Below are 19,492 nucleotides of genomic sequence, written 5' to 3'. Positions count from 1 at the left end.
ACGGCCGCTAGACCGACGCAACGCCGATCCGGCGGGCGCCGCGAAGCCTCGCCGAGCGGCAGGCAGGAACGGCGATTGCTGACAGGGACCGAACACCCCGTTTTCAACGGCGCCCTGCGCCCTTTACAGGAGGTTCCCATGAAAACCCGTCACCTGACCGGCATCCTTCTCGCCTCGCTGACGCTGGCCGCGGCCCAGGCGGTCCAGGCGCAGGCCGCGCCGGCCGCGCCCCCCATGGCGTCCGAAGCAAAACTGGATAGCGCCGACCGCGATTTCGTGGAAAACGCGGCGCAAGCCGGCAACATGGAGATCGCGGGCAGCAAGCTCGCCCTTGAAAAGGCCCGGGACCCGGACGTGAAAGCCTTTGCCCAGAAGATCATCGACGATCATGGAAAAGCCGGCCAGCAACTGGCATCGCTGGCAAAAAGCAAAGGATACGAGGCGCCGACAGAACCGTCCTTGGTGCAGCAGGCGAAGTTGAAGGCGCTGGGGCTGCGGGACGACAGCTTCGACAAGGCCTACATCGATGAAATCGGCGTATCCGCGCACCAGGACGCGGTCAAGCTGTTCCAGGAAGCCTCGAACGACGTCAAGGACCCCGACGTCAAGCAATTCGCCATACAGACGTTACCCGTCCTTCAGCAGCACCTCGAGATGGCGCAAGGCCTGCAACAACGGGCCGACGCGGCGAAAAAATGAGCGCCAGGCCCTGGAGGATGTCATGGAGAGCGACTGACGCGCGGGCTGCAGGCGCACAGGAGCCAACCGGAAATTGCGGGGCACGCATATGGATCGAGAGGAACTACTGGCCCAGATGATCGCCACGCCGGCGGTCGACCGAAGCTTTCATGATTGGCCCGAAGTGCTGGCCAACTACGCGGAATGCCTGACCGCGCTTGAGCCCAAACTCCGGAAGGAGGAGATGGAGAGCCTGATCCAGGCGGGTGCGGATTTCTATCGCACCTTGGCGCGCGCCGAGCAGTACCGGCGCGCGTCGATCTGGGATGAGCCTCCCCGCTAGCGGGCTTGTGCGAAGCACCAGTCAGTGCGCACAGGCCCTGGCCGCTCAAAGGTAAAAATGCCGGCGGTATGCCTGCTTCACATACTGCTTCAATTCCGCCTCGACCGACGAAACCGGCGCTTCCGACTCAGGGTCCATCAGCCGCCGCGCGGCCTCGAGCGTGCGCCGCGCCCTGAGTTCGCCCTCGCTCAATTCACCGGCAGGCTTCACCGTCGCATTGTGATTGAATTTTTCCATGACGACTCTCCTCCGAAAACTGGGCCCCGCCCTATGGTGCCAGGCGGGGCGCGGGGTGGCTTACCAGTACGGATCCTGGTTGTAGTACTTGTGCAGATCCCGGGCCCAGCTTTCGTCCGCCATCCTGGGCCAATCGTCCTTGTCGAATCCCGGCGCGTTTTTCAGGGCTTCCTTGTCCACGTTGAGAATGAAGCACTTGCGATCCGTGTCCAGGGTCAAGGCGTGCCAGGGAATGGCGTGCAGCTTGTCTCCCATGCCCAGAATGCCGCCACGCGACAGCACCGCGTAGGCAACGCGGCCGCGAGGCACGTCGATCATGATGTCCTGAATGGATCCCAGCTCCTCTCCTGCCGCGTTATAGACGTCGTTTCCTTCCAGGGTGTCCGCCGCCATGATTTCGGGGCCGGGGCCGGTGGCCGATGCCTTCGGGCCGCCAACGATATTGGTTTGGTGCTCCATGCATTTCTCCTGTGCGGGGCCGATCCCCACCTTGAACTGCGATTCAGGCGTTTTCGCTACGCCATCTTTTCGCATGCCTGCGCGCATCGCCGGCAAGCTTCCTCACACTCGGCCATGCCGTGCAGGCCGGTACAGCTTTCGGCGCATGCACGGCACATGTCGGCACATGCTGCGCAGACCCGGCCGTGGATTGCCACGCCGATCAGCATCGTGTGCGCGGTCGTTCTGCAGATTTCCGCGCAAGCCATCATCAGCCGGAAATGCTCCGGCTCTATGTGCTTTCCTCCCGCTTCGAGGCAGTGTTGCGAGGCAGTCTGCAAGCAATTCCGGTAACAGCCAAGGCACTGGCTGATGCACGCCTCCATGTCTTCATCGGTCTCAGGCATCACACGCTCCTTGTCGGATATGGGATTCAAACGCCCCTTCCAGCAAGCGCCATGCCCAGACAAACCGGTCCAGCGAGACCGCACAGCGACAGGCCCCGCGCGCAGCTGAACCCCGTTCAGCCCTTGCTGCGCGCGCCGCCGCCGCGGTTGCGCTGACTCTGCTGGTCCTGTCCGGTGCCGATTTGGCTGACGTGACCTTCCTTCTTGGTTCGGTTCTGCACGTCGCGGTGACTGGTCTGGGTTTCGCGGGCGGTATCGTCCGCGGAAGGATTCGGCTTGCTTTCTTTGGATTTCATGTGAGGCATCCTTGGATGGACCGGATGCTTTTCCCTTAGCAAGCGGCATGCCTGCCAGCCACAAAAGCCCAGGAGAATCAGGGCGGGCACGGCATGCCACTTGCTTGGCGTTTTCCATGGACAAACTCGTCGAAATCTTCGCGCTGCAGGCGGGCGCCGCCGAAATGATGATCCGCGGCACCACCATGTATTGGGTGCTGTACGCCTTGTTGCGGATTTCCGGCAGGCGCGACATGGGATCCCTGGGTATGGCTGACATGCTGGTGCTGGTCCTGGTGGCAGACGCGGCCGGCAACGCGATGTCTGGCGATTCGTATTCGCTGGGCGATGGCGTCATCGTCGTCGCCACCATCGTCGGCTGGAGTTACCTGCTGGACAGGCTGGGCTACTACATTCCCCCATTGCGCCGCGTGCTCGAGCCGCAGCGTGTCTGCCTGGTAAAGTCTGGGCGCATCCTGGCCAGCGGCCTCAAGCGCGAACACATCACCCGCAGCGAACTGATGGAGCAACTTCGGCTGAAGGGTGTGGCCAGCCTGGCGGAGGTCGACAGGGCCTACCTGGAGGCAACGGGAGAATTCAGCGTGATTCGCAGCCCCCGCGGCATCGGCGAAGGCCCATCCACGCTGGAAGAAGACGAGCCGTCCGGCTAGCGCCGGCTTCGCGGAGCGCTCCCGGGCCGCCCTGCGCAGATATTCCGTCCGTCGGTACTTTTTTCCGAGACCCGGCGGCGTCAGGCAGGCCCGCCGCTATCGCGACGGCAATGCCGGCTGAACCGATACGGCGTCACTCGGAAGCAGCAGGCATGAGGCTTGCGGAATCAGGCCTGCCATTCCCACAAAGGAGCGCATTCATGAAAATTCGAGCTTTCACCTATGCATTGGCCCTGTCGGCCGGGCTGGCGTCAGCCACGGCGCTTGCGCAATCCGCGCCGTCGACCTCGCCATCGAACACACCGAACGACAGCACCGCCGTTCCGCCCAACCAGCCTGTGCCGCCCGGACAGAAGCCGCCCGCGCCGAACGCGGCCCCCGGCACGCCGACCAACCCGCCCAATCTGGACACACGCGGCCAGACGAAGTCGGACAGGCACATGAATGAAAAGCCCGGCCACCACCGGGAGGCCAACGACAACGTCCCGGCCACGCCGGGCGGCGGTGCCGCGCCCCCTCCCGGATACCCGAACACCGGCGGCACAAAATAGGCTGCTGCACAGCACGTTCCGCAAGCCCGGGACTAGCCTATCGAGACCCACCACCAGGCGGCCGCCGCCAGCGCAATCCACAGCAACACGATCAAGGCGGCCCCCGCTTTGCTGCTTGGCTTGGCGCCCCGGACGCGCATCCATTCATCCGCCTGGAGGCGGCATTCCGCCAGGACGTCGGGCGGCAGCAGTTTGATGGCCAGCCAGATCAGGCAGGGCAGCAGCAGGACGTCGTCGATATAGCCGAGCACTGGGATGAAATCCGGAATCAGATCGATCGGACTGAGCGCGTAGGCCACCACGAAAACTCCCAACGCCTTCGCGTACCAGGGTGTTCTGCGGTGCTTGCCCGCGAACCACAGGGTCACGCCATCGCGCTTTATCCGCCTGGCCCAGGATTTCAGGGTGCTATTGAAGTTCATGGCACAAGGCGGCAAAAGCGGAGCCTGCCCGAAACACGCGCGCAAACGCCCGCGGCATCACACCGTAACCTACTGATAACTTGAAGTTTTTCCAATCCGGCGATAACCAAACATGAGACTGACGCCACGATTCTAAGCGGGTTTCAACCGATCCACCGTAGCGCCCCCTATCCCGTTGCACGCGCTCGGCATGCCGCGTGCCCACCGCCTTGCGCAGGGCAAGGAAACACTCTGAATCAGACAGACCCACTGCCGAGCCGCGAAGATAAACTGTCACTGACTTCATGACTCCGCCCTCTTGAACAGCCAGCGCTCCCGAACGATCGGCAACTGCCCGCCTACCATTCCTATGTCAGCACAGCTACGCAGCGTCAGCATTCTTATCCGGGACACATGCGGAAGAACGCTTCTGCAAATGCGCGATGGCGACGCCCCCAGCTCGCCTCTGGTTTGGTCATTGTGGGGAGGAGCGATCGACGCCGATGATGCGGGGCCTTACGAATGCGCCGCCCGCGAGCTGGCCGAGGAACTGGGTGTCAGCGCAAACCCGGGCGACTTCGTCCATGTTGGTACCCGGCAATCCAGCACCCAGATAGCGCTGCTGCTGCACTACCTGCATCCGTTGGACTGGGGAAGATTCCTGGTAAAAGAAGGCGCCGGCGCGGGCTTCTTTTGGCGAGAGGAAATCGAGAGCATCCCCATCTCGGCATCCCTACGCTACTACCTGGATCGTTGCGCATCAGCTTTCTCCCGACGCGAGGAATAGGCCCGCTGCTGGATCGACTTGTGATTGGGCGCCTTTCCGGGGCTAGCTGAATGCTTCCGATGATTGCCATGCCCCGAAAAAGCCCCTCCCCGACGCGGTGGGCCTTCAGGGCCTGGCCGCCGGCGACCGCCGCCTCGGCCCAGGCCGACGTGGCGGCGACGATCAATTGACGGTTACGCTCGCCTCGCGTACCACATCGCCCCACACAGAGATCTCCTTGACGATCTGATCGCGAAAGGCCTGCGGACTGCCCGGCGCGGCTTCCTCGCCTGTCGCCTTAAGACGGTCGGCCATCTCGGGCGTCACGACGGCCGCATTGATCGCGGCATTGAGCTTGGCCTGCACCTGCGGCGGAACGCCCTTGGGCGCGATGATGCCGTACCACACCGTCACGTCGTACGGAACGCCTGCCTCGCGCACCGTCGGGATATCCGGCGCCGAGGACACCCGCTGCGGCAAGGTCACGGCCAATACTTTCAGGCGCTTGTCCTCTCGGTAAGGCAGGGTCGAGCCCGCCGTGGTCAGCATCGCATTGACCTGGCCTGAAACGGTGTCCGTCAAGGCCGGCGCGGACCCTTTATAAGGCACGTGGACCATCGAAATACCGGCCGTCTTCAAGAAGGCCTCCATCGCCAGATGCGAAATCCCGCCCGTGCCGGACGAGGCATAGGTCAGCCCGCCTGGCTTCTTCTTGGCCAGGGCCACCAGATCGCCCAGGCTGTCCACCGGCACGCCGGGATTGACCGACACGAAGAAAGGCGCGCGCGCGATCATGCCGATCGGCGTCATATCCTCCACCGGATCGAACGGCAGCTTGTACAAGCTGGGGTTGACCGAATAACTATTGGAAATCAAGGTCAGGGTGTAGCCATCGGGCGGCGACCTCAGGCCCTGCTCTACCCCCAGCTTGCCCCCCGCGCCGGGGCGGTTCTCCACTACCACGGGCTGCTTCAGGCCATCGGACAGCAACTGCCCAAGGAGGCGCGCGATCCCGTCGTTACCGCCTCCGGCGGCAAAGGGCACGATCAGCTTGATCGGCTGCGAGGGATAGTCGTCCGCGTGCGCGCTGGAAACCGATGCGGCAAACGCCGCGGCCATCAACATTGCCCCCAATACCGCCCTGCCCAGCTTGGCGCCGGATAGCATCGCCATATGTCTCTCCTCTTTGATCGGCCGCTGCGCGGCCCTGTTATGCGGCTGCCACGGCAGCGCCTGTTCCAGGCCTGCCTGACTGCGTCGCGCAGTATGCCTCATTGGAAGCCGGGAAGATGCCACTGGGCAAGCCGCGTAGATGGGCGGACATATCGACCGGCTCCCGCGGGCCCGCCGATGCAAACAACACCCTGACCATTTGATCGGCTCGTGTACAGTTCCCAGACGGACCGTCCCGGCAAAGGAGCAAACGATGTAGATCGAGCTATCCGATGACGAAGAACCCAAGATTGATCGGCCCCGCATGCAAGGGAACGCGGCGCCGACGACAACGCCGCACCCCTCAATTGAACGCAGCAGGTTCGGCGGCACAGAGCGTCGGCATGAAGATTTGATCAGCGACGATGCGCCGGCGTCGCGCAGCGACCTCAGCAAGGGGCCGCAAGAGGTCGTCGATCAACCCACCGCCACCATCAACCCGCGCGCACGCTGCAGACCTTTGCCTATGAGCCAGACGGACCTGAATGGATGGGCAGATGGACGCTGTTCTTTTGGGCATTCTGGCTCGCATGGGGGCCGTTCGTCGGCGTATTCCTGGCACGCATTTCGCGCGGCAGAACGCTGCGCGAATTCGTCATCGCGGCGATCACAGCGCCGGTGCTGTGCGATTTCCTCATCGTTTCGCTGTTCGGAAATTCCGCCCTCTATCATGTGCTGCAAGGTGAAACGGCATTCGCCGAGCTCGCCATTCAAAGTCCGGAAGAAGGCTGGTACGCGCTGCTGGCCATGTTTCCTGGCGCCATGTTCCTGATAGGGCTGGCGACGTTCTCCGGACTGCTGTTCTACCTCACCAGCGCGAACTCAGGCGCCATGGTGATGTCGAACTTTTCGGCATCGATTCCAGATCCGTCACACGACGGGCCGAAATGGCTGCGTATCTTCTGGGCGGTACTGACTGCCGTACTTACCATCGCAATGCTGCTGGCCGGTGGCGTGACGACGATGGAATCGACGCTCATCTTCGCATTGCCAGTGACGATCATTGCTTACTCGATAATGGCGTCTTTCTACAAAGTGCTGCGAATGGAGCGGGCCGAGCGTGAGGGCCAGGTACTGCGCAAGCCTTCAATGGCCCCGATCGGCGGCCACCTGCCCGAGCGATCATGGAAACAGCGTCTTGAGCAGCTGCACACCTTTCCATCCCTGCGGCAGACCACGCAGTTCCTGGAACAAACGGTGCGTCCAGCGCTTGACGATATCGCGGCCGAATTCCGCAATCAGGGCTACGAAGTCGCTAGAGAAACCATCATTGACGAGCGTGGAATCAAGGAGCCGCTATTACGAGTATCGATGGACAGTTTTCGCGCCTTTCACTATCACGTGGCGATAGTCGAGGCGCCAATACCCATGTTCAGGGCAGGATGTCGCGTGAGGTCGACGTCTATTACCGGCTCGAAGTGTTCACACAGACCGGCTCGGGTGGCTATGACTTGATGGGCCTCACGAGACAACAATTGATCGACGACGTGTTGGAACGGTTCGAAGCCCACCTGGCGTTTCTGACCTTTTCCACGAATACCGATACCGCGTCTGTGCTCACGCCGCCGATACCAAGCAAGGACCGATAACTTGGCTGCAGGGGTGATTACTATCATCAAACCGATTGAAAACAGTCTGGAGAAACGCCAACGTCGGCTATTTCGTTCTGACGCCGGCCGTGCCAGCGAATTCCAACCGCTCGTAAATTATTGATTTAACGGGTAATCCTGGCGCGGCAGGAGGGGCTCGAACCCCCGACCTCAGGCTTAGAAGGCCCGTGCTCTATCCAGCTGAGCTACTGCCGCGCGGTGTGGTGACGGCCCGGAATCGATCCGGGCGCCGCATTTTACCTTGTTGCGGACGACTTGGGCGGCCGGCCCGCATTCAGGCTATCGGCGTGGGCCAGGCCCCTATTCTTCGCCGATATCCGCGTGCGTGGACACCCACAGCACCACCGCGTCTTCCTGGCTCAGGCTGATCACGCGGTGGCCCATGCGGCTGTCGATGTAGAAGCTTTCCCCGGCCTTCAGGCGGGCGGGTTCGTAGAACTCTGTGTAAAGCTCGACTTCGCCTTCCAGGACATAGACGAACTCCTCTCCGCGATGGCGGCTCCAGTCGTGGAACTCTTCGAAGGCCCGCGCCTTCACGCGGGTGTGGAACGGCATCATGCGCTTGTGGGACAGCGCGGTGCACAGCAGGCGATGGTCGTAGTACGGCGTTTCGTACTGGCGCCCTTCCCCCTGGCGGCTCAGGCTGCGGCGGCCGGTGCCCATGTGGGCATCCGGCGCCGAGAACAGCTCGGCCACGTCCAGTTCCAGGCCCGCGGCGATCTTGATCAGGTTGTCATAGGTGGGTGACAGCAATCCGTTTTCGATCTTGGACAACGTGGACGCGGACACGCCGGTGGCCGCGGCCGCCTGCTTCAGGGTCCAGGTCCGCGCCTGGCGCAGGGCTCTCAGCCGTTGTGCCAACACGCTCTGTTTGTTGCCTTCCATCTGTACACCCTGTCATGCCCGCGACCGCCGCTCCCGCCACCAGTCGCGCGCCTGGTAAGACCAATAAGTAAGTTGAACCGCCGCCGTGCCGAAGCCGCCGCCGTTCCAGGCAAGCCCGAAGGGTGCGAATAGCTTGTAGCGCTGGGTATCGCCCGTGATCCCCTCGGCGACGACACGGCCGCCGATCGAGGTGGTGTTCATGCCATGCCCGCCGAACGCCGTGCAATACCAGACGTCGGGCGCCAGCCGGCCGATCTGCGGCATCAGGTGCCGCGCGTAGGCCATGCGCCCCGACCACGCCGCCTCGACGCGCAGCCCCTGCAATTGGGGATACACGCTGAGCAGTTCGCGGCGCAGCGACTCGGCCAGATCGGGCGGGTCATCGACACGGGTGGTGATTCTACTGCCCCAGCCGATGCGGCCGCCATCGAGCACCCGGTAGTAGTTGCCGGCGCGGCGGTCGTCGCCGATAGCGGCCGTGCTGCGGATAGCCTCCAGCACCCGGTCGCCCAACGGTTCGGTCAGCATGATGTAGGTGGCGATCGGCAGCATCGCCCGGCGCAACGCCGGCACCACGCCGTCCGTATAGCCGCCGGTGGCCAGCACCACGGCCCGCGCGTCGATCTGGCCTTGTTCCGTCTTCAGGCGCTTGACCGCGCCATTGAGTTCGGCATGCGTCACGGCAGAATCTTCGTGGATCCGCACGCCCAGCCGCACGCATTCCCGCGCCAGCGCGCGAGCGTAGTTCAGAGGATGGAAATGAAAGGACGTGGGGTCTTCGACGCCCTGGAAGTAGACGTCGGACAGCAAGCGCTCGCGGACCTCGTTGCGAGTCAGGAAGCGCACGTTGCGGCCGAAGTCTCGCTGCTGGTCATCGCACCATTGCCGCAGAGCGTCGGTCGCTTCGTAGCGCACCACGCGCAGGCGTCCGTCCACCTTGCGCGCGTCTTCGATCGCCAGGTCGCGGATATTGGCGCGGATGATCTCCACCCCTTCCATGGAAAGCCGGTAAAGCTGGCGGTAGTGGTCTTCGTCTACGTGCCGGCGGATGGCGTCCGCGCCGGCCGAGAAGGCCGGAGACACGGAGCCGCCGTTGCGGCCCGACGCCCCCCAGGCGATACGCCGCCCTTCCAGCAAAGTCACTCCGCGGCCGCGCCGGGCCAGCTCCAGCGCGGTCGACAGGCCGGCCAGCCCTGCCCCCACCACGCAAACGTCGGCGCTGTCCGAGCCCGCCAGCGGCGGATAGTAGGTGGCAGCGTCGGCCAGCGTGCGCCGGTAGTAGGTATCGATGTACTCGGATGCCATGATGCTCCGTGTCAGTGCAGGCCTGCGCCCTGCAGGCCGCCGGTCAGCCGCTTTTCAAGCCAGTTGGCCAGGCGCAGCAGCGGGTAGCAGTAGATGAAATAGATGGCGGCGATCATGCCGTAGATGAACAGCGACTTGGCCGGGAAGGTAATGATGAACACCTCGCCCTGCCGCGTCAGTTCCGTGATGCCGACCACCGACAGGATGGCGGTGCTCTTGATCAGCATGACGTAGACGCCGCTCATGGGCTGCACGATCAGGCGCATGGCCTGCGGCAGGATGACCAGCCACAGCGTCTGCAACGGCTTCAGGCCGAGCGTCATGGCGCCCTCGGTCTGGCCGCGCGGCACCGCCTGGATGGCGCCCATCACGATCTCGGCCACATAGCAGGACGTGTACACCGACAGCGACACGAAGGCCGCCGTGCCGGAATCCCAATGCAACATCTCGAGCCCGGAACTGGGCAGCACGAAATAAAAGATATAGAGCTGCACCAGGAACGGCGTGCCGCGCAGGATGTGGATGTACAGCCCGAGCAATTGGTGCACGCCGCGGATGCGGTAGCTGCGGATCACGCCGATGACGAAGCCCAGCAGGGACCCGGCGATGATCGCGGCGAAGGAGATCTTCAGGGTTTCCCAGAAGCCCTTCAGCAGAAAGGGCAGGACGACGCCGGCGGTGGAAAGATAGGAATCCAGCATGCTTACCTCGCATTCCAGGCGGGACCCGCCAGCCAGTGGCTCACGCCCCGCGACAGCAGCAGCATGCAACCGTAGATCAGCAGATACCCCGCGGCGATGGTCAGGAAGCTCTCGTTCGGCACGATGCGGTCGCTATTCATCTGCACCCCGGCGGCGACCAGTTCGAAGACGGTGATCAGCGACAGCAGGGAGGTGTCCTTGATCAGCACGGCCGTCTGGCCCAGCAGCGGCGGCAGCGTGTTGGCGAAAGCCTGAGGCAGCACGACATAGCGCAAGCGCTGGCGGTAGTTCATGCCGCAGGCCTTCGCGCCTTCGATCTGGCCTCGCGGCACGGATTCGATCCCCACGCGGATGATCTCGCTCATGTAGGCGGCGTGATGCAGGGTCATCGCGATGATGCCCAGCAGCATCTCGCTCCAGCCTTTGGCTCCCGGGACCAGCATGGGCACCGCGTAGTAAACCAGGTAGATCTGCACCAGCAGGGGCGTGGACCGGATGAACTGCACATAGGCCGCCACGGGCCGCCAGACGGCGCCCCGTGGCGACATATGCGCAAGCGCGATCGGGATGCCCGCCAACACCGACAACACCAGGCTTGCGCCCGCGGCGATGAGGGTGTTGCCCAGCCCCGTGGCAAACTGGCCCGCGTACTGGCTGACGATGCGCCAGTTATAGAAATCGATCAGCCAGTCCATGGGCTCAGTGGTCTTTCTTCCAGTCGGTGGAGTACCAGTACTTCACCTGTTCGGGCAGCGTGTTGTCGGCGGTCTTCAGCGTCTGCCAGTTGTCCAGCCAGAACTTCAGGCGGAAAGCGTTGGGACCGACGGCGAAGGCCAGGGGTTCACGCACCATGATGCCGTCCAGCACCCGCAGGTTGCCGAAGTCGACCAGGAACTGGTTGGCGGTGGACAGCGACATAATGCCGGCATCCAGCCGGCCGCTGGACAGGGCCTGCCCCACCGGCGCGCTGCCGCCCGAGAACTCTTTCATGGCGGCCTTGGGCAGCATTTTCTTGCCCACTTCGGCATAGGTGCTGGCCCCCAGCACCCCCACCGTCACGCCTTCCTTGTCGAGTTCGGCGTAGGCCTTGTAGGGAGAATCCTTGGGCACGACGGCCACGGTGTCGGCATAGAACATCGGGGCCGAAAACAACACCTGGGCCGCGCGTTGCGGCGTGGGCGTCATGTCGGCGGCCACCATGTCGGCCTTGCCGGACAGCAGCGCCGGAATCAGGCCTTTCCATTCATAGTCCTGCAGCACCAGCTTCACGCCCAGGTCGTCGGCCATGCGCTTGGCCACCTCCACGGCCAGGCCGGTGCGCTTGCCGGTCTTGTCCATGAAGCTCATCAGCGGCCCGGAGGTCTGCACGGCGACCCGGAGCTCGCCGCGCTTGAGGATGTCCGCCAGTTCGTCGGCCTGCGCCGGCGCGGCAACCGCGGCGGCAGCCAGGGCGAAGCCGGCCACGCCCAGCCATTGTTTGATTTTCAGCATGTCTAACCCCTTGTGGTGAATGGACCCATCTCATTCCGGGCAAAGCACATCGCGCCGGCAGCGCCCGGATCAGCCGGACCGGCCTGGTTACCCCCGGGGCGCCGCGCCATGCGCGGACGGCCCGCTTCGTTGCTTCTTTGCTGCTGGGACTACAGAATCTTCTCCAGGAAGGCGCGCGTGCGCGCTTCCTTGGGGTGGCGGAAAACGTCTTCGGGCGTGCCCATTTCAACGATGCGGCCCGCATCCATGAACAGGGCTCGGTCGGCCACGTCGCGGGCGAATCCCATTTCGTGGGTCACCACGGCCATGGTCATCCCGTCGCGCGCCAGGTTGCGCATCAGCTCGAGGATGCCGCCCACGGTCTCGGGGTCGAGCGCCGAGGTCGCCTCGTCGAACAACATCAGTTTGGGGTCCATGGCCAGCGCGCGGGCGATCGCCACGCGCTGCTGCTGACCGCCGGACAATTGGCTGGGATAGCGGTCGCCGTACTCGGCCATGCCGACGCGGCCCAGCAGATCGCGGGCGTAGCGCTCGGCCTCGGCGCGGCCGCGCCCGCGCACCACGCGCTGGGGTAGCGCGACGTTGTCCAGCGCAGTACGGTGTTGGAACAGGTTGAAATGCTGGAACACCATGCCGACCTCGGTGCGCCAGCGATTGACGTCGGTGGCCGGATCGGTGAGCGACACGCCGTCCACGCGGATGGCCCCGCTGTCGATGCTTTCCAGCCCGTTCAGGGTGCGCAGCAAGGTGCTCTTGCCGGAGCCGGACGGCCCGACCACCACCATGACTTCGCCCCGGCCGAGCTGGCAATCGATGCCGTCCAATGCCCGATGCGGAGCCTGACCGTCGCGCTGATAGGTCTTGGTGACTGCCTGGACAACCAACAACGGTTCCGCCACGGGTTCACCCTGTGAATAGTGTGGGCGCCTGGCGTCGGTGCGTGCCTGGCGCCAGGCTGCCTCCGCGCATTCAGTCACGCGCCGGAGGGGCGATCAAAAAGGTTTCGCATTTCAGGCTGGAGTTTCGTATAGTAAATTTTTTTCTCGGAATCGCCACTTAGGCATAACCCTTAGGGCCCGTTCACCCCTAAACGAAGGAACCGGCATGGATACTCCCCAAGACATTTTGCGCGCGCTCGGGCTGAACCCGGACTCGCTGACCGGCGGAACGTTGAGCGCACGCAGCCCGATCGACGGCGCCGAACTGGCCCAGGTCCACGAACACACGGTCGCGCAGGCCCATTCGGCCATCACGCGCGCACGCCAGGCCAGCCTGGCATGGCGCGATGTCCCCGCGCCGCGCCGCGGCGAACTGGTGCGCCTGTTCGGGGAAATCCTGCGCCAGCACAAGCGCGAGCTGGGCCGCCTGGTCAGCCTGGAAGCCGGCAAGATCGTCGCGGAAGGCGAAGGCGAAGTGCAGGAAATGATCGACATTTGCGACTTCGCCGTGGGCCTGTCGCGCCAGCTGTATGGCCTGACGATCGCCTCCGAACGCCCCGGCCACCGCATGATGGAAACCTGGCATCCGCTGGGCGTGGTCGGCGTGATCAGCGCATTCAACTTCCCCGTTGCCGTGTGGTCCTGGAACACCGCGCTGGCGCTGGTCTGCGGCAATGCCGTGGTATGGAAGCCGTCCGAAAAAACACCGCTGACCGCGCTGGCATGCCAGGCCCTCTTCACCCAGGCCGCGCAACGCTTCGGCGACGCGCCCGCCGGCCTGTCCGAAGTGCTGATCGGCGGCCGCGACATCGGCGAGGCGCTGGTGGATTCGCACGCCGTGGCGCTGGTGTCCGCCACGGGTTCGACCCGCATGGGCCGCCAGGTGGGCCCGCGCGTAGCCCAGCGCTTCGGCCGCGTGCTGCTCGAACTGGGCGGCAACAACGCCATCATCGTCGGCCCGACGGCCGATCTGGACATGGCCGCCCGCGGCATCGTCTTCGGCGCCATCGGCACGGCCGGCCAGCGCTGCACCTCCACGCGCCGCCTGATCGTGCACGAAAGCGTGGCCGACGATTTGGTGCAGCGCCTGCACAAGGCCTACGCCAGCGCGCCCATCGGCAATCCTCTGGACGGCACCAAGCTGGTCGGCCCGCTGATCGACCGCACATCGTTCGACGCGATGCAGGCCGCGCTCAACGCGGCGCGCGAACAAGGCGGCAAGGTGACCGGCGGCGAACGCGTGCTGGCCGACGAATACCCCAACGCCTGGTATGTGCGCCCCGCCATCGCCGAGATGCCCGGCCAGACGGACGTGGTGTGCCACGAAACCTTCGCGCCCATCCTGTACGTGATGCGCTATACCGACTTCGCCCAGGCGCTGGCCATGCAGAACGGCGTGCCGCAAGGCCTGTCGTCGGCCATCTTCACCAATGACCTGCGCGAAGCCGAGACCTTCCTGTCGGCCGCGGGTTCGGATTGCGGTATCGCCAACGTGAACATCGGCACCTCGGGCGCCGAGATCGGCGGCGCGTTCGGCGGCGAAAAGGAAACCGGCGGCGGCCGCGAGTCGGGGTCGGACGCGTGGCGCAACTATATGCGCCGCGCCACCAACACGATCAACTATTCGCGCCACCTGCCCCTGGCGCAGGGCATCAAGTTCGGCGAATAACGCGCCGCAAGGCCCTTAACACACAAGCCCCCGCGCATTGCCGCCAATGCGCGGGGGCTTACGCTTTCTACATACGATTAGCCAGCCTTACAAACTGTTGCCGGGGTCGATGCTACATTTCCTCGTCACAAAACCAGTTTATGTCCCAATGCAAATAAGCCGTCCCGCCCGACCCGCCCTGTCCTTGCGTGCCTTGGCCGCCGCCCTCGCCATGGGCGTCGCGGGCACCGCCGCCGCGGGCGTGTCGTACCGGCTGGACCGCCCTTCGGCCGCCCCCGGTGAAACCGTCACCATCGAGGCGGTGTACTTCAACGAAGACACCGCCCGCGTCACGTGGGAAGCGCCCCCCGAACTGGTGCTGCAATGGCGCGGCCAGGATGGCCAGATCGTGCGCAGTCTGGCCAGGCTGCGCGGTGGCACGGCGAGCTTCAGCGTGCCGGTCAACAGCTTCGCGCGCATGGCGTGGACGGCCGTCGTGCCTGCCACGGCACACGGCCTGCAGGCCGTGTCCATCGAAGGCCAGCCCGCAATGATGGCGCTGGACGCCACCGGCCGCGATAGCGGCACGCTGGCCAGCACGCCCGCTCAGGGCCCCGTGGTGGATGCGAGCAGCGGCCAACCCGTGCCAGTGGCCGCGGTCACGGCGGTCGGTGCATCCCCGGAAGGCGGCCCGTCGCCCGATGCCAGCGCGGTGCCCACCGTGCAGCAACAGACGGCATTCGACCGCTTCCGCAGTTCCATTTCTGAATACAAGCCGGTGTATTTCGACATCGGCACCCGCGGGCAGACCACCGCCCGGTTCCAGATCAGCGCCAAGTACCGCCTCTTCAGCCCCGCGGGCGGGCGGCCGGCAACCTGGGACGAGAATTTCTATCTGGCCTATACCCAGACCTCGCTGTGGGACCTGCAGGGCGACTCCATGCCCTTCATCGACACCACGTTCAACCCCAGCGCCTTCTGGCTGTCCGACAATATGTGGTCTTCCGCCAGCCAGAATTGGCGGTTCGGCATGAACACGGGCGTGGAGCACAACTCCAACGGCAAGGACGGCGCCGACTCGCGCTCGCTCAACGACGGCTACATCGAACCCCGCTTCCACTATCGCTTCGACGGCGGCAGCACGCTTACCTTCGCGCCCAGGATCAAGACCTATTTCGGCGTAGCGAGCGAGAACAGCGACTACGCCGACTATGCCGGCCACGTCGATTGGCAATTGCGCTGGGCCCAGGACAACGGCGCCGTTGTCTCGGCCCTGTACCGCCAGGGCGACCAAAAGCGCCGCACCACGCAGCTGGACTTTGCCTGGCCGCTGCAGCGCACGTGGCTGAACATGAACGGCTACCTGCACCTGCAGTACTTCAACGGCTACGGCGAAACGCTGCTGGGCTACAACCAGCGCAACGAATCGCAGTTCCGCATCGGCCTGTCGCTGGTACCGTAAGCCGCTCAACCGCCAAGCCGCTAGGCGTCGACGGCGAGTTCTTCCCAGGCGAGTTCGCGGGTCCGCTCCAGCGTTACAGTGACCTGGGCCGCCGCCTCGCGCGCGGCCTGGACCAGATCCATCCCGTCCAGCAGCCTTGCCGTGACGCTGGCCATGAACACGTCGCCCGTGCCGTGCACCGACGGTGGAATGGCGATTTCCGGATGCGTCACGACGGTTGCCTCGTCGCGCGTCACCACCGCCAGCTGCAAGGTGCCCGCCGCGGCCTCCATGGGCGCGGCGCTGGTCACGATGATCCAGCCTGGCCCGGCCGCGATCAGTTCGCGCGCGGCGGCCACCACCTCGTCGATAGACGACAGCGGCCGGCCGACCAGCAGTTCCAGTTCGAAATGATTGGGCGTCATCCCATCGGCCAGCGGCACCAGCAGGCTGCGGTACTGCGCGACCAGCCCTTCATCCACGTACAGGCCGTCGTTGCGATCCCCCATGACGGGGTCGATATGCACCTTCAGGTCGGGCCGTGCGGCGCGCAGCGCGGGCAGCCAGCCCGCCAGCAGGCCGGCTTGCCCGGGCTGGCCCAGATAACCGCAGACCACCGCGCGCGCCACCTTGGTGACGCCCCGCTCTTCCAGCCCCTGCAGCAGCCCCTCGAACCAGTCCAGCGGCGTTGCGCCGCCGTGCAGGGTCGGATAGTGCGGCGTGTTGCTCAGAATGACGGTAGGCACGGCGATCGCCCGCAGGCCCGCCTTGCGGAAGATGGGCATGGCGGCATTGTTGCCGACATAGCCGTAGACGACCTGGGACTGGATGGAAACGACGTCCACCTGCGCGGTAACGGCGGGCAACGCTGCGCCCGGCGCGGGGGCAGCGGGGATTGCGGTCATAGGGCTTGCTCCTGGAAGGAGGCGGGTTCGCGTGCGCCTGGCGCTACGCCATGCGGCTGATGAAATAGATCTTCTTGACGAATTGGTCCACTTCCCAGCGGCCGGTATAGCCTTCGGGCATGACGAACGCCTCGCCCACGGTCAATTCGTGCACGGTGCCGTCCGGGTCGACCAGGCGGGCCGATCCTTCCACGATGTAGCCGAATTCGATATACCCGGTGGTGTTGGACTGGAAGACGCCCGCCGTGCTTTCCCATACGCCGGCCTCGGCCTTGCCGCTATTGCCCTCGAAGGCGGTTACCGTGCGAAACGCCGCGTCACCGGAAATCGGACGGCGGGGCTTGCCGGGCACCGGATTCTTCATGGGGCCGGGATCGATGCGGACGAGCCGCGATTGGTCGTTCTTCATGGTGATTCCTGTATCTTCTGTATCTGTATGAGCATTATGCGGCAGACTGGGCCGGGCTCAATGCGCCGCTACCACCAGGACTTCGGCCATGGCGCGGCTGACGGTGCGCATGCGGTGGGGCAGTTCCGAATCGAAATAGACCGAATCGCCCGTTTCCAGGCGGAACTGGCGTTCGCCCACATGGACCTCGATGGCGCCCTTGAGCACCAGCAGGAACTCCTCGCCGGGGTGCGGGAATACCGCGGTGGCATCAGGGAATTCGCGCGGCGGATGCACCACGAAAGGCTCCATCGCCTTGACCTTGCGGCGCCCGGCCAGCGATTCATAATGGTATTCGCTGCCCAGGCCCCGGCGCTGTAGGGCCTCGCGGTCCGCGACCCGGACCACGCTGACCACCTCTTCCTGCGATGCGTCGTCCGCCCCCACCAGCTGCGACACGCCCAGGCCATAGGCCTCGGCCAGCCTCAGCACGGTGGAAATGGACGGCTCGCTCAAGCCGCGCTCCAGTTTCGAGAGGTAGCTCTTGGTCAGTCCGGTGCGCTGCGCCAGCTGCTCCAGGGACAGGGCTTGCTGGCGGCGCAAGGCGCGCAAACGGTGCGGCAGGTCGATCATGGACGGTAGGGGTTGCGAAATACAACCGCTAAGAATGCCCTAAACCAGCCCGGCCGTCGAGCCGCCCCGCCCCTGGCTCCGGTGTCCGCCGACGCCACGGCGAACGCCGCGCCGGCCCTAGGCCAGCACGTCCGGATGCGCCCTCAGCGCCCGTCGCGCGTAATACGAAAAACCCACCTGCGAACGCTTCGGAGTCAGGATCCAGTCATGCGCCTCGCGGCCCAGCGCCGGCGGAATCGGCTGGATCTTGCCGGCGGCCATCGCCAGCAGCTGCATGCGCGCCGCGCGTTCGAACTGCAGGGCCAGCACGCAGGTCTCTTCCACGGACCCGGCCGCGACCAGCATGCCATGATGCGACAGCAGGATGGCGCGCTTGGCGCCCAGCGCCGCCGAGATGATCTCGCCCTCCTCGTTGCCCACCGGCACGCCGGGCCAATCCTTCAGGAAAGCCACGTCGCCATACAGCGGACAATTGTCCATGTGCGAAATCTCCAGCGGCACCTCCAGCATGGACAGGGACGCCGCATGCAGCGGATGCGTATGGATGATGCAGTTCACATCCGGGCGCGCGCGATAGATCCAGGAATGGAAGCGGTTGGCCGGATTGGGCATGCCCGCGCCTTCCTGCACACGCAGATCTTCGTCCACCAGCAACAGATTGCTGGCGGTGATCTCGTCAAAGCCCAAGCCCAGGCGTTGCGTGAAATAGCGGTCAGGCTCCGGCGCGCGCGCCGTGATCTGTCCGGCCAGGCCCGAATCGTGCCCGCCGTCGAACAGGATGCGGCAGGTCAGCGCCAAGCGTTCGCGCAGGCTCCATTCGGGCGTCTCGAACTGGCGCTGCATCTCGGCTTTCGCCCGCGCGATCAGCTCCTCTTTTCCCAAGTGCATCGTATCGGCCATCATTTCTCCATCGAATTGAGTCATTCATGCCGCCTCGAACAACGGCGTAAAACCGGGCAAGGCGCGCATGCGCGCCAGCCAGGCGTTGATATGGGCAAAGCCGGACAGGTCGTATCCGCCCTCCGCCGCCATGCTTGTGTACGGAAACAGCGCGATGTCCGCGATCGTAGGCGCGGTTCCGACCAGATAGTCCCGGCCCGCCAGGTGCGCGTCCATCAAGACGGCCGCCTTCATGCCGATCTCGCGCCATGCCTTCATGGCCGGATCGTCCATCTGCGCCGTCCGGCGCAGATGGATCAGGAGGCGCGGCTGCGCGAATGCATGCATGTGCTGGGTCTGCTCGAAGCTCAACCAGCTACTGACCTGAGCCTGTTCCAGACGCCCCGCGGGCAGCCACGGCGTGCCCTGCGCCAGATACCAGAGAATCGCCTGCGACTCCGCCAGCCATTCTCCCTCCGGGGTCAGCAGAACCGGCACCTGCCGCCACGGGTTGATGCGCGCGAACGCATCCGTCTCCAGGTCGCCCTGCACGATATCGAACGTGCGGCGTATAAGCGCAAGGCCCATGTAGCCGCAGGCCAACCGGATCTTCCAGGCATTGCCCGAACGCAGCGTATCGGCCAGCTCCAGCGGCTTGCCGGCCAGAGGATGGGAGGTCGGGGGCATCG

The 19,492-nt window shown here is 64.8% G+C and carries 24 protein-coding genes, 1 tRNA gene and 1 pseudogene; 8 read left to right on the top strand and 18 right to left on the bottom strand.

What is annotated here, in order from left to right:
- Window positions 1-138 precede the first annotated feature (138 nt).
- A complete protein-coding gene (locus AGI3411_RS09715) occupies window positions 139-699 on the top strand; it encodes a DUF4142 domain-containing protein (RefSeq protein ID WP_129527165.1) in 561 nt (186 codons plus the stop codon).
- An 88-nt stretch (window positions 700-787) separates the two neighbouring features.
- On the top strand, window positions 788-1,021 hold the full coding sequence (locus tag AGI3411_RS09710) for a DNA-3-methyladenine glycosylase (RefSeq protein ID WP_129527164.1): 234 nt from the start codon (window positions 788-790) through the stop codon (window positions 1,019-1,021).
- A gap of 45 nt (window positions 1,022-1,066) precedes the next feature.
- On the opposite strand, the gene AGI3411_RS09705 is transcribed toward AGI3411_RS09710, so the two are convergent.
- The 4 genes from AGI3411_RS09705 to AGI3411_RS09690 all read right to left on the bottom strand — a co-directional run bounded on the left by AGI3411_RS09705 (window position 1,067) and on the right by AGI3411_RS09690 (window position 2,399).
- Complete coding sequence (locus AGI3411_RS09705; RefSeq protein WP_129527163.1) at window positions 1,067-1,258, bottom strand: hypothetical protein; 192 nt, start codon at window positions 1,256-1,258, stop codon at window positions 1,067-1,069.
- Between the two features lie 60 nt (window positions 1,259-1,318).
- Window positions 1,319-1,717 carry a PRC-barrel domain-containing protein gene (locus AGI3411_RS09700; protein WP_129527162.1) on the bottom strand — a complete coding sequence of 133 codons (399 nt, stop codon included), beginning with the start codon at window positions 1,715-1,717 and terminating at the stop codon, window positions 1,319-1,321.
- A gap of 56 nt (window positions 1,718-1,773) precedes the next feature.
- Entirely contained in the window at window positions 1,774-2,103 is a 330-nt protein-coding gene (locus AGI3411_RS09695; protein WP_129527161.1) for a four-helix bundle copper-binding protein, read from the bottom strand.
- Between the two features lie 116 nt (window positions 2,104-2,219).
- On the bottom strand, window positions 2,220-2,399 hold the full coding sequence (locus tag AGI3411_RS09690) for a hypothetical protein (protein ID WP_165359124.1): 180 nt from the start codon (window positions 2,397-2,399) through the stop codon (window positions 2,220-2,222).
- Between the two features lie 116 nt (window positions 2,400-2,515).
- Here AGI3411_RS09690 and AGI3411_RS09685 point away from each other — a divergent pair, with 116 nt between their 5' ends.
- On the top strand, window positions 2,516-3,049 hold the full coding sequence (locus tag AGI3411_RS09685) for a DUF421 domain-containing protein (RefSeq protein ID WP_129527160.1): 534 nt from the start codon (window positions 2,516-2,518) through the stop codon (window positions 3,047-3,049).
- A gap of 200 nt (window positions 3,050-3,249) precedes the next feature.
- A complete protein-coding gene (locus AGI3411_RS09680; RefSeq protein ID WP_129527159.1) occupies window positions 3,250-3,600 on the top strand; it encodes a hypothetical protein in 351 nt (116 codons plus the stop codon).
- Window positions 3,601-3,632: 32 nt separating this feature from the next.
- On the opposite strand, the gene AGI3411_RS09675 is transcribed toward AGI3411_RS09680, so the two are convergent.
- Window positions 3,633-4,022, bottom strand: coding sequence for a YkvA family protein (locus tag AGI3411_RS09675; protein ID WP_129527158.1), 390 nt, complete (start codon window positions 4,020-4,022; stop codon window positions 3,633-3,635).
- Window positions 4,023-4,371: 349 nt separating this feature from the next.
- On the opposite strand from AGI3411_RS09675, the gene AGI3411_RS09670 reads away from it, so the two are divergent.
- The gene (locus AGI3411_RS09670; protein ID WP_279638347.1) at window positions 4,372-4,788 is read left to right on the top strand and encodes an NUDIX domain-containing protein; all 417 of its coding nucleotides are present in this window, start codon (window positions 4,372-4,374) and stop codon (window positions 4,786-4,788) included.
- A 162-nt stretch (window positions 4,789-4,950) separates the two neighbouring features.
- On the opposite strand, the gene AGI3411_RS09665 is transcribed toward AGI3411_RS09670, so the two are convergent.
- A complete protein-coding gene (locus AGI3411_RS09665) occupies window positions 4,951-5,940 on the bottom strand; it encodes a tripartite tricarboxylate transporter substrate binding protein (protein WP_129527156.1) in 990 nt (329 codons plus the stop codon).
- A gap of 477 nt (window positions 5,941-6,417) precedes the next feature.
- Here AGI3411_RS09665 and AGI3411_RS09660 point away from each other — a divergent pair.
- Window positions 6,418-7,568, top strand: a pseudogene (locus AGI3411_RS09660) (BCCT family transporter); the annotation flags it as partial.
- Window positions 7,569-7,707: 139 nt separating this feature from the next.
- Here AGI3411_RS09660 and AGI3411_RS09655 read toward each other — a convergent pair.
- The 7 genes from AGI3411_RS09655 to AGI3411_RS09625 form a co-directional block, all read right to left on the bottom strand.
- A tRNA-Arg gene (locus tag AGI3411_RS09655) sits at window positions 7,708-7,784 on the bottom strand.
- A 105-nt stretch (window positions 7,785-7,889) separates the two neighbouring features.
- Window positions 7,890-8,474 (bottom strand): helix-turn-helix domain-containing protein, encoded by a 585-nt coding sequence (locus AGI3411_RS09650; protein WP_129527155.1) that lies wholly within the window; start codon window positions 8,472-8,474, stop codon window positions 7,890-7,892.
- 12 nt (window positions 8,475-8,486) lie between these two features.
- Window positions 8,487-9,779: an NAD(P)/FAD-dependent oxidoreductase gene (locus tag AGI3411_RS09645; RefSeq protein ID WP_129527154.1), complete on the bottom strand. Its 1,293-nt coding sequence runs from the start codon at window positions 9,777-9,779 to the stop codon at window positions 8,487-8,489.
- 11 nt (window positions 9,780-9,790) lie between these two features.
- Entirely contained in the window at window positions 9,791-10,480 is a 690-nt protein-coding gene (locus AGI3411_RS09640; protein ID WP_129527153.1) for an amino acid ABC transporter permease, read from the bottom strand.
- 2 nt (window positions 10,481-10,482) lie between these two features.
- Window positions 10,483-11,175 (bottom strand): amino acid ABC transporter permease, encoded by a 693-nt coding sequence (locus tag AGI3411_RS09635; protein WP_129527152.1) that lies wholly within the window; start codon window positions 11,173-11,175, stop codon window positions 10,483-10,485.
- Between the two features lie 4 nt (window positions 11,176-11,179).
- Window positions 11,180-11,971 carry an ABC transporter substrate-binding protein gene (locus AGI3411_RS09630; RefSeq protein WP_129527151.1) on the bottom strand — a complete coding sequence of 264 codons (792 nt, stop codon included), beginning with the start codon at window positions 11,969-11,971 and terminating at the stop codon, window positions 11,180-11,182.
- Window positions 11,972-12,120: 149 nt separating this feature from the next.
- The gene (locus AGI3411_RS09625; RefSeq protein WP_129527150.1) at window positions 12,121-12,870 is read right to left on the bottom strand and encodes an amino acid ABC transporter ATP-binding protein; all 750 of its coding nucleotides are present in this window, start codon (window positions 12,868-12,870) and stop codon (window positions 12,121-12,123) included.
- Window positions 12,871-13,075: 205 nt separating this feature from the next.
- Here AGI3411_RS09625 and amaB point away from each other — a divergent pair, with 205 nt between their 5' ends.
- Together amaB and AGI3411_RS09615 are read left to right on the top strand one after the other, a co-directional pair.
- Complete coding sequence (amaB, locus tag AGI3411_RS09620; RefSeq protein WP_129527149.1) at window positions 13,076-14,578, top strand: L-piperidine-6-carboxylate dehydrogenase; 1,503 nt, start codon at window positions 13,076-13,078, stop codon at window positions 14,576-14,578.
- 148 nt (window positions 14,579-14,726) lie between these two features.
- Window positions 14,727-16,019 carry a phospholipase A gene (locus tag AGI3411_RS09615; protein ID WP_129527148.1) on the top strand — a complete coding sequence of 431 codons (1,293 nt, stop codon included), beginning with the start codon at window positions 14,727-14,729 and terminating at the stop codon, window positions 16,017-16,019.
- A 20-nt stretch (window positions 16,020-16,039) separates the two neighbouring features.
- On the opposite strand, the gene pdxK is transcribed toward AGI3411_RS09615, so the two are convergent.
- The 5 genes from pdxK to AGI3411_RS09590 all read right to left on the bottom strand — a co-directional run bounded on the left by pdxK (window position 16,040) and on the right by AGI3411_RS09590 (window position 19,490).
- Window positions 16,040-16,903, bottom strand: coding sequence for a pyridoxine/pyridoxal/pyridoxamine kinase (gene pdxK, locus AGI3411_RS09610; protein WP_129527147.1), 864 nt, complete (start codon window positions 16,901-16,903; stop codon window positions 16,040-16,042).
- A 43-nt stretch (window positions 16,904-16,946) separates the two neighbouring features.
- Window positions 16,947-17,312 carry a cupin domain-containing protein gene (locus AGI3411_RS09605; protein ID WP_129527146.1) on the bottom strand — a complete coding sequence of 122 codons (366 nt, stop codon included), beginning with the start codon at window positions 17,310-17,312 and terminating at the stop codon, window positions 16,947-16,949.
- A 57-nt stretch (window positions 17,313-17,369) separates the two neighbouring features.
- Entirely contained in the window at window positions 17,370-17,924 is a 555-nt protein-coding gene (locus AGI3411_RS09600) for a helix-turn-helix domain-containing protein (protein WP_129527145.1), read from the bottom strand.
- Between the two features lie 117 nt (window positions 17,925-18,041).
- Window positions 18,042-18,824: an aldolase gene (locus tag AGI3411_RS09595; protein ID WP_129527274.1), complete on the bottom strand. Its 783-nt coding sequence runs from the start codon at window positions 18,822-18,824 to the stop codon at window positions 18,042-18,044.
- A 24-nt stretch (window positions 18,825-18,848) separates the two neighbouring features.
- A complete protein-coding gene (locus tag AGI3411_RS09590) occupies window positions 18,849-19,490 on the bottom strand; it encodes a glutathione S-transferase family protein (protein ID WP_129527144.1) in 642 nt (213 codons plus the stop codon).
- Window positions 19,491-19,492: the final 2 nt, after the last annotated feature.

This window comes from Achromobacter agilis, from assembly GCF_900496965.1.
Lineage (GTDB): Bacteria > Pseudomonadota > Gammaproteobacteria > Burkholderiales > Burkholderiaceae_B > Achromobacter > Achromobacter agilis.
This window is presented reverse-complemented; position numbering and strand designations above follow the sequence as displayed.

Coding starts and splice junctions, on each gene's coding strand:
- AGI3411_RS09715 (WP_129527165.1), top strand. CDS start 139: ATGAAAACCCGTCACCTGACCGGCATCCTTCTCGCCTCGCTGACGCTG.
- AGI3411_RS09710 (WP_129527164.1), top strand. CDS start 788: ATGGATCGAGAGGAACTACTGGCCCAGATGATCGCCACGCCGGCGGTC.
- AGI3411_RS09705 (WP_129527163.1), bottom strand. CDS start 1,258: ATGGAAAAATTCAATCACAATGCGACGGTGAAGCCTGCCGGTGAATTG.
- AGI3411_RS09700 (WP_129527162.1), bottom strand. CDS start 1,717: ATGGAGCACCAAACCAATATCGTTGGCGGCCCGAAGGCATCGGCCACC.
- AGI3411_RS09695 (WP_129527161.1), bottom strand. CDS start 2,103: ATGCCTGAGACCGATGAAGACATGGAGGCGTGCATCAGCCAGTGCCTT.
- AGI3411_RS09690 (WP_165359124.1), bottom strand. CDS start 2,399: ATGAAATCCAAAGAAAGCAAGCCGAATCCTTCCGCGGACGATACCGCC.
- AGI3411_RS09685 (WP_129527160.1), top strand. CDS start 2,516: ATGGACAAACTCGTCGAAATCTTCGCGCTGCAGGCGGGCGCCGCCGAA.
- AGI3411_RS09680 (WP_129527159.1), top strand. CDS start 3,250: ATGAAAATTCGAGCTTTCACCTATGCATTGGCCCTGTCGGCCGGGCTG.
- AGI3411_RS09675 (WP_129527158.1), bottom strand. CDS start 4,022: ATGAACTTCAATAGCACCCTGAAATCCTGGGCCAGGCGGATAAAGCGC.
- AGI3411_RS09670 (WP_279638347.1), top strand. CDS start 4,372: ATGTCAGCACAGCTACGCAGCGTCAGCATTCTTATCCGGGACACATGC.
- AGI3411_RS09665 (WP_129527156.1), bottom strand. CDS start 5,940: ATGGCGATGCTATCCGGCGCCAAGCTGGGCAGGGCGGTATTGGGGGCA.
- AGI3411_RS09650 (WP_129527155.1), bottom strand. CDS start 8,474: ATGGAAGGCAACAAACAGAGCGTGTTGGCACAACGGCTGAGAGCCCTG.
- AGI3411_RS09645 (WP_129527154.1), bottom strand. CDS start 9,779: ATGGCATCCGAGTACATCGATACCTACTACCGGCGCACGCTGGCCGAC.
- AGI3411_RS09640 (WP_129527153.1), bottom strand. CDS start 10,480: ATGCTGGATTCCTATCTTTCCACCGCCGGCGTCGTCCTGCCCTTTCTG.
- AGI3411_RS09635 (WP_129527152.1), bottom strand. CDS start 11,175: ATGGACTGGCTGATCGATTTCTATAACTGGCGCATCGTCAGCCAGTAC.
- AGI3411_RS09630 (WP_129527151.1), bottom strand. CDS start 11,971: ATGCTGAAAATCAAACAATGGCTGGGCGTGGCCGGCTTCGCCCTGGCT.
- amaB (WP_129527149.1), top strand. CDS start 13,076: ATGGATACTCCCCAAGACATTTTGCGCGCGCTCGGGCTGAACCCGGAC.
- AGI3411_RS09615 (WP_129527148.1), top strand. CDS start 14,727: ATGCAAATAAGCCGTCCCGCCCGACCCGCCCTGTCCTTGCGTGCCTTG.
- pdxK (WP_129527147.1), bottom strand. CDS start 16,903: ATGACCGCAATCCCCGCTGCCCCCGCGCCGGGCGCAGCGTTGCCCGCC.
- AGI3411_RS09605 (WP_129527146.1), bottom strand. CDS start 17,312: ATGAAGAACGACCAATCGCGGCTCGTCCGCATCGATCCCGGCCCCATG.
- AGI3411_RS09600 (WP_129527145.1), bottom strand. CDS start 17,924: ATGATCGACCTGCCGCACCGTTTGCGCGCCTTGCGCCGCCAGCAAGCC.
- AGI3411_RS09595 (WP_129527274.1), bottom strand. CDS start 18,824: ATGGCCGATACGATGCACTTGGGAAAAGAGGAGCTGATCGCGCGGGCG.
- AGI3411_RS09590 (WP_129527144.1), bottom strand. CDS start 19,490: ATGCCCCCGACCTCCCATCCTCTGGCCGGCAAGCCGCTGGAGCTGGCC.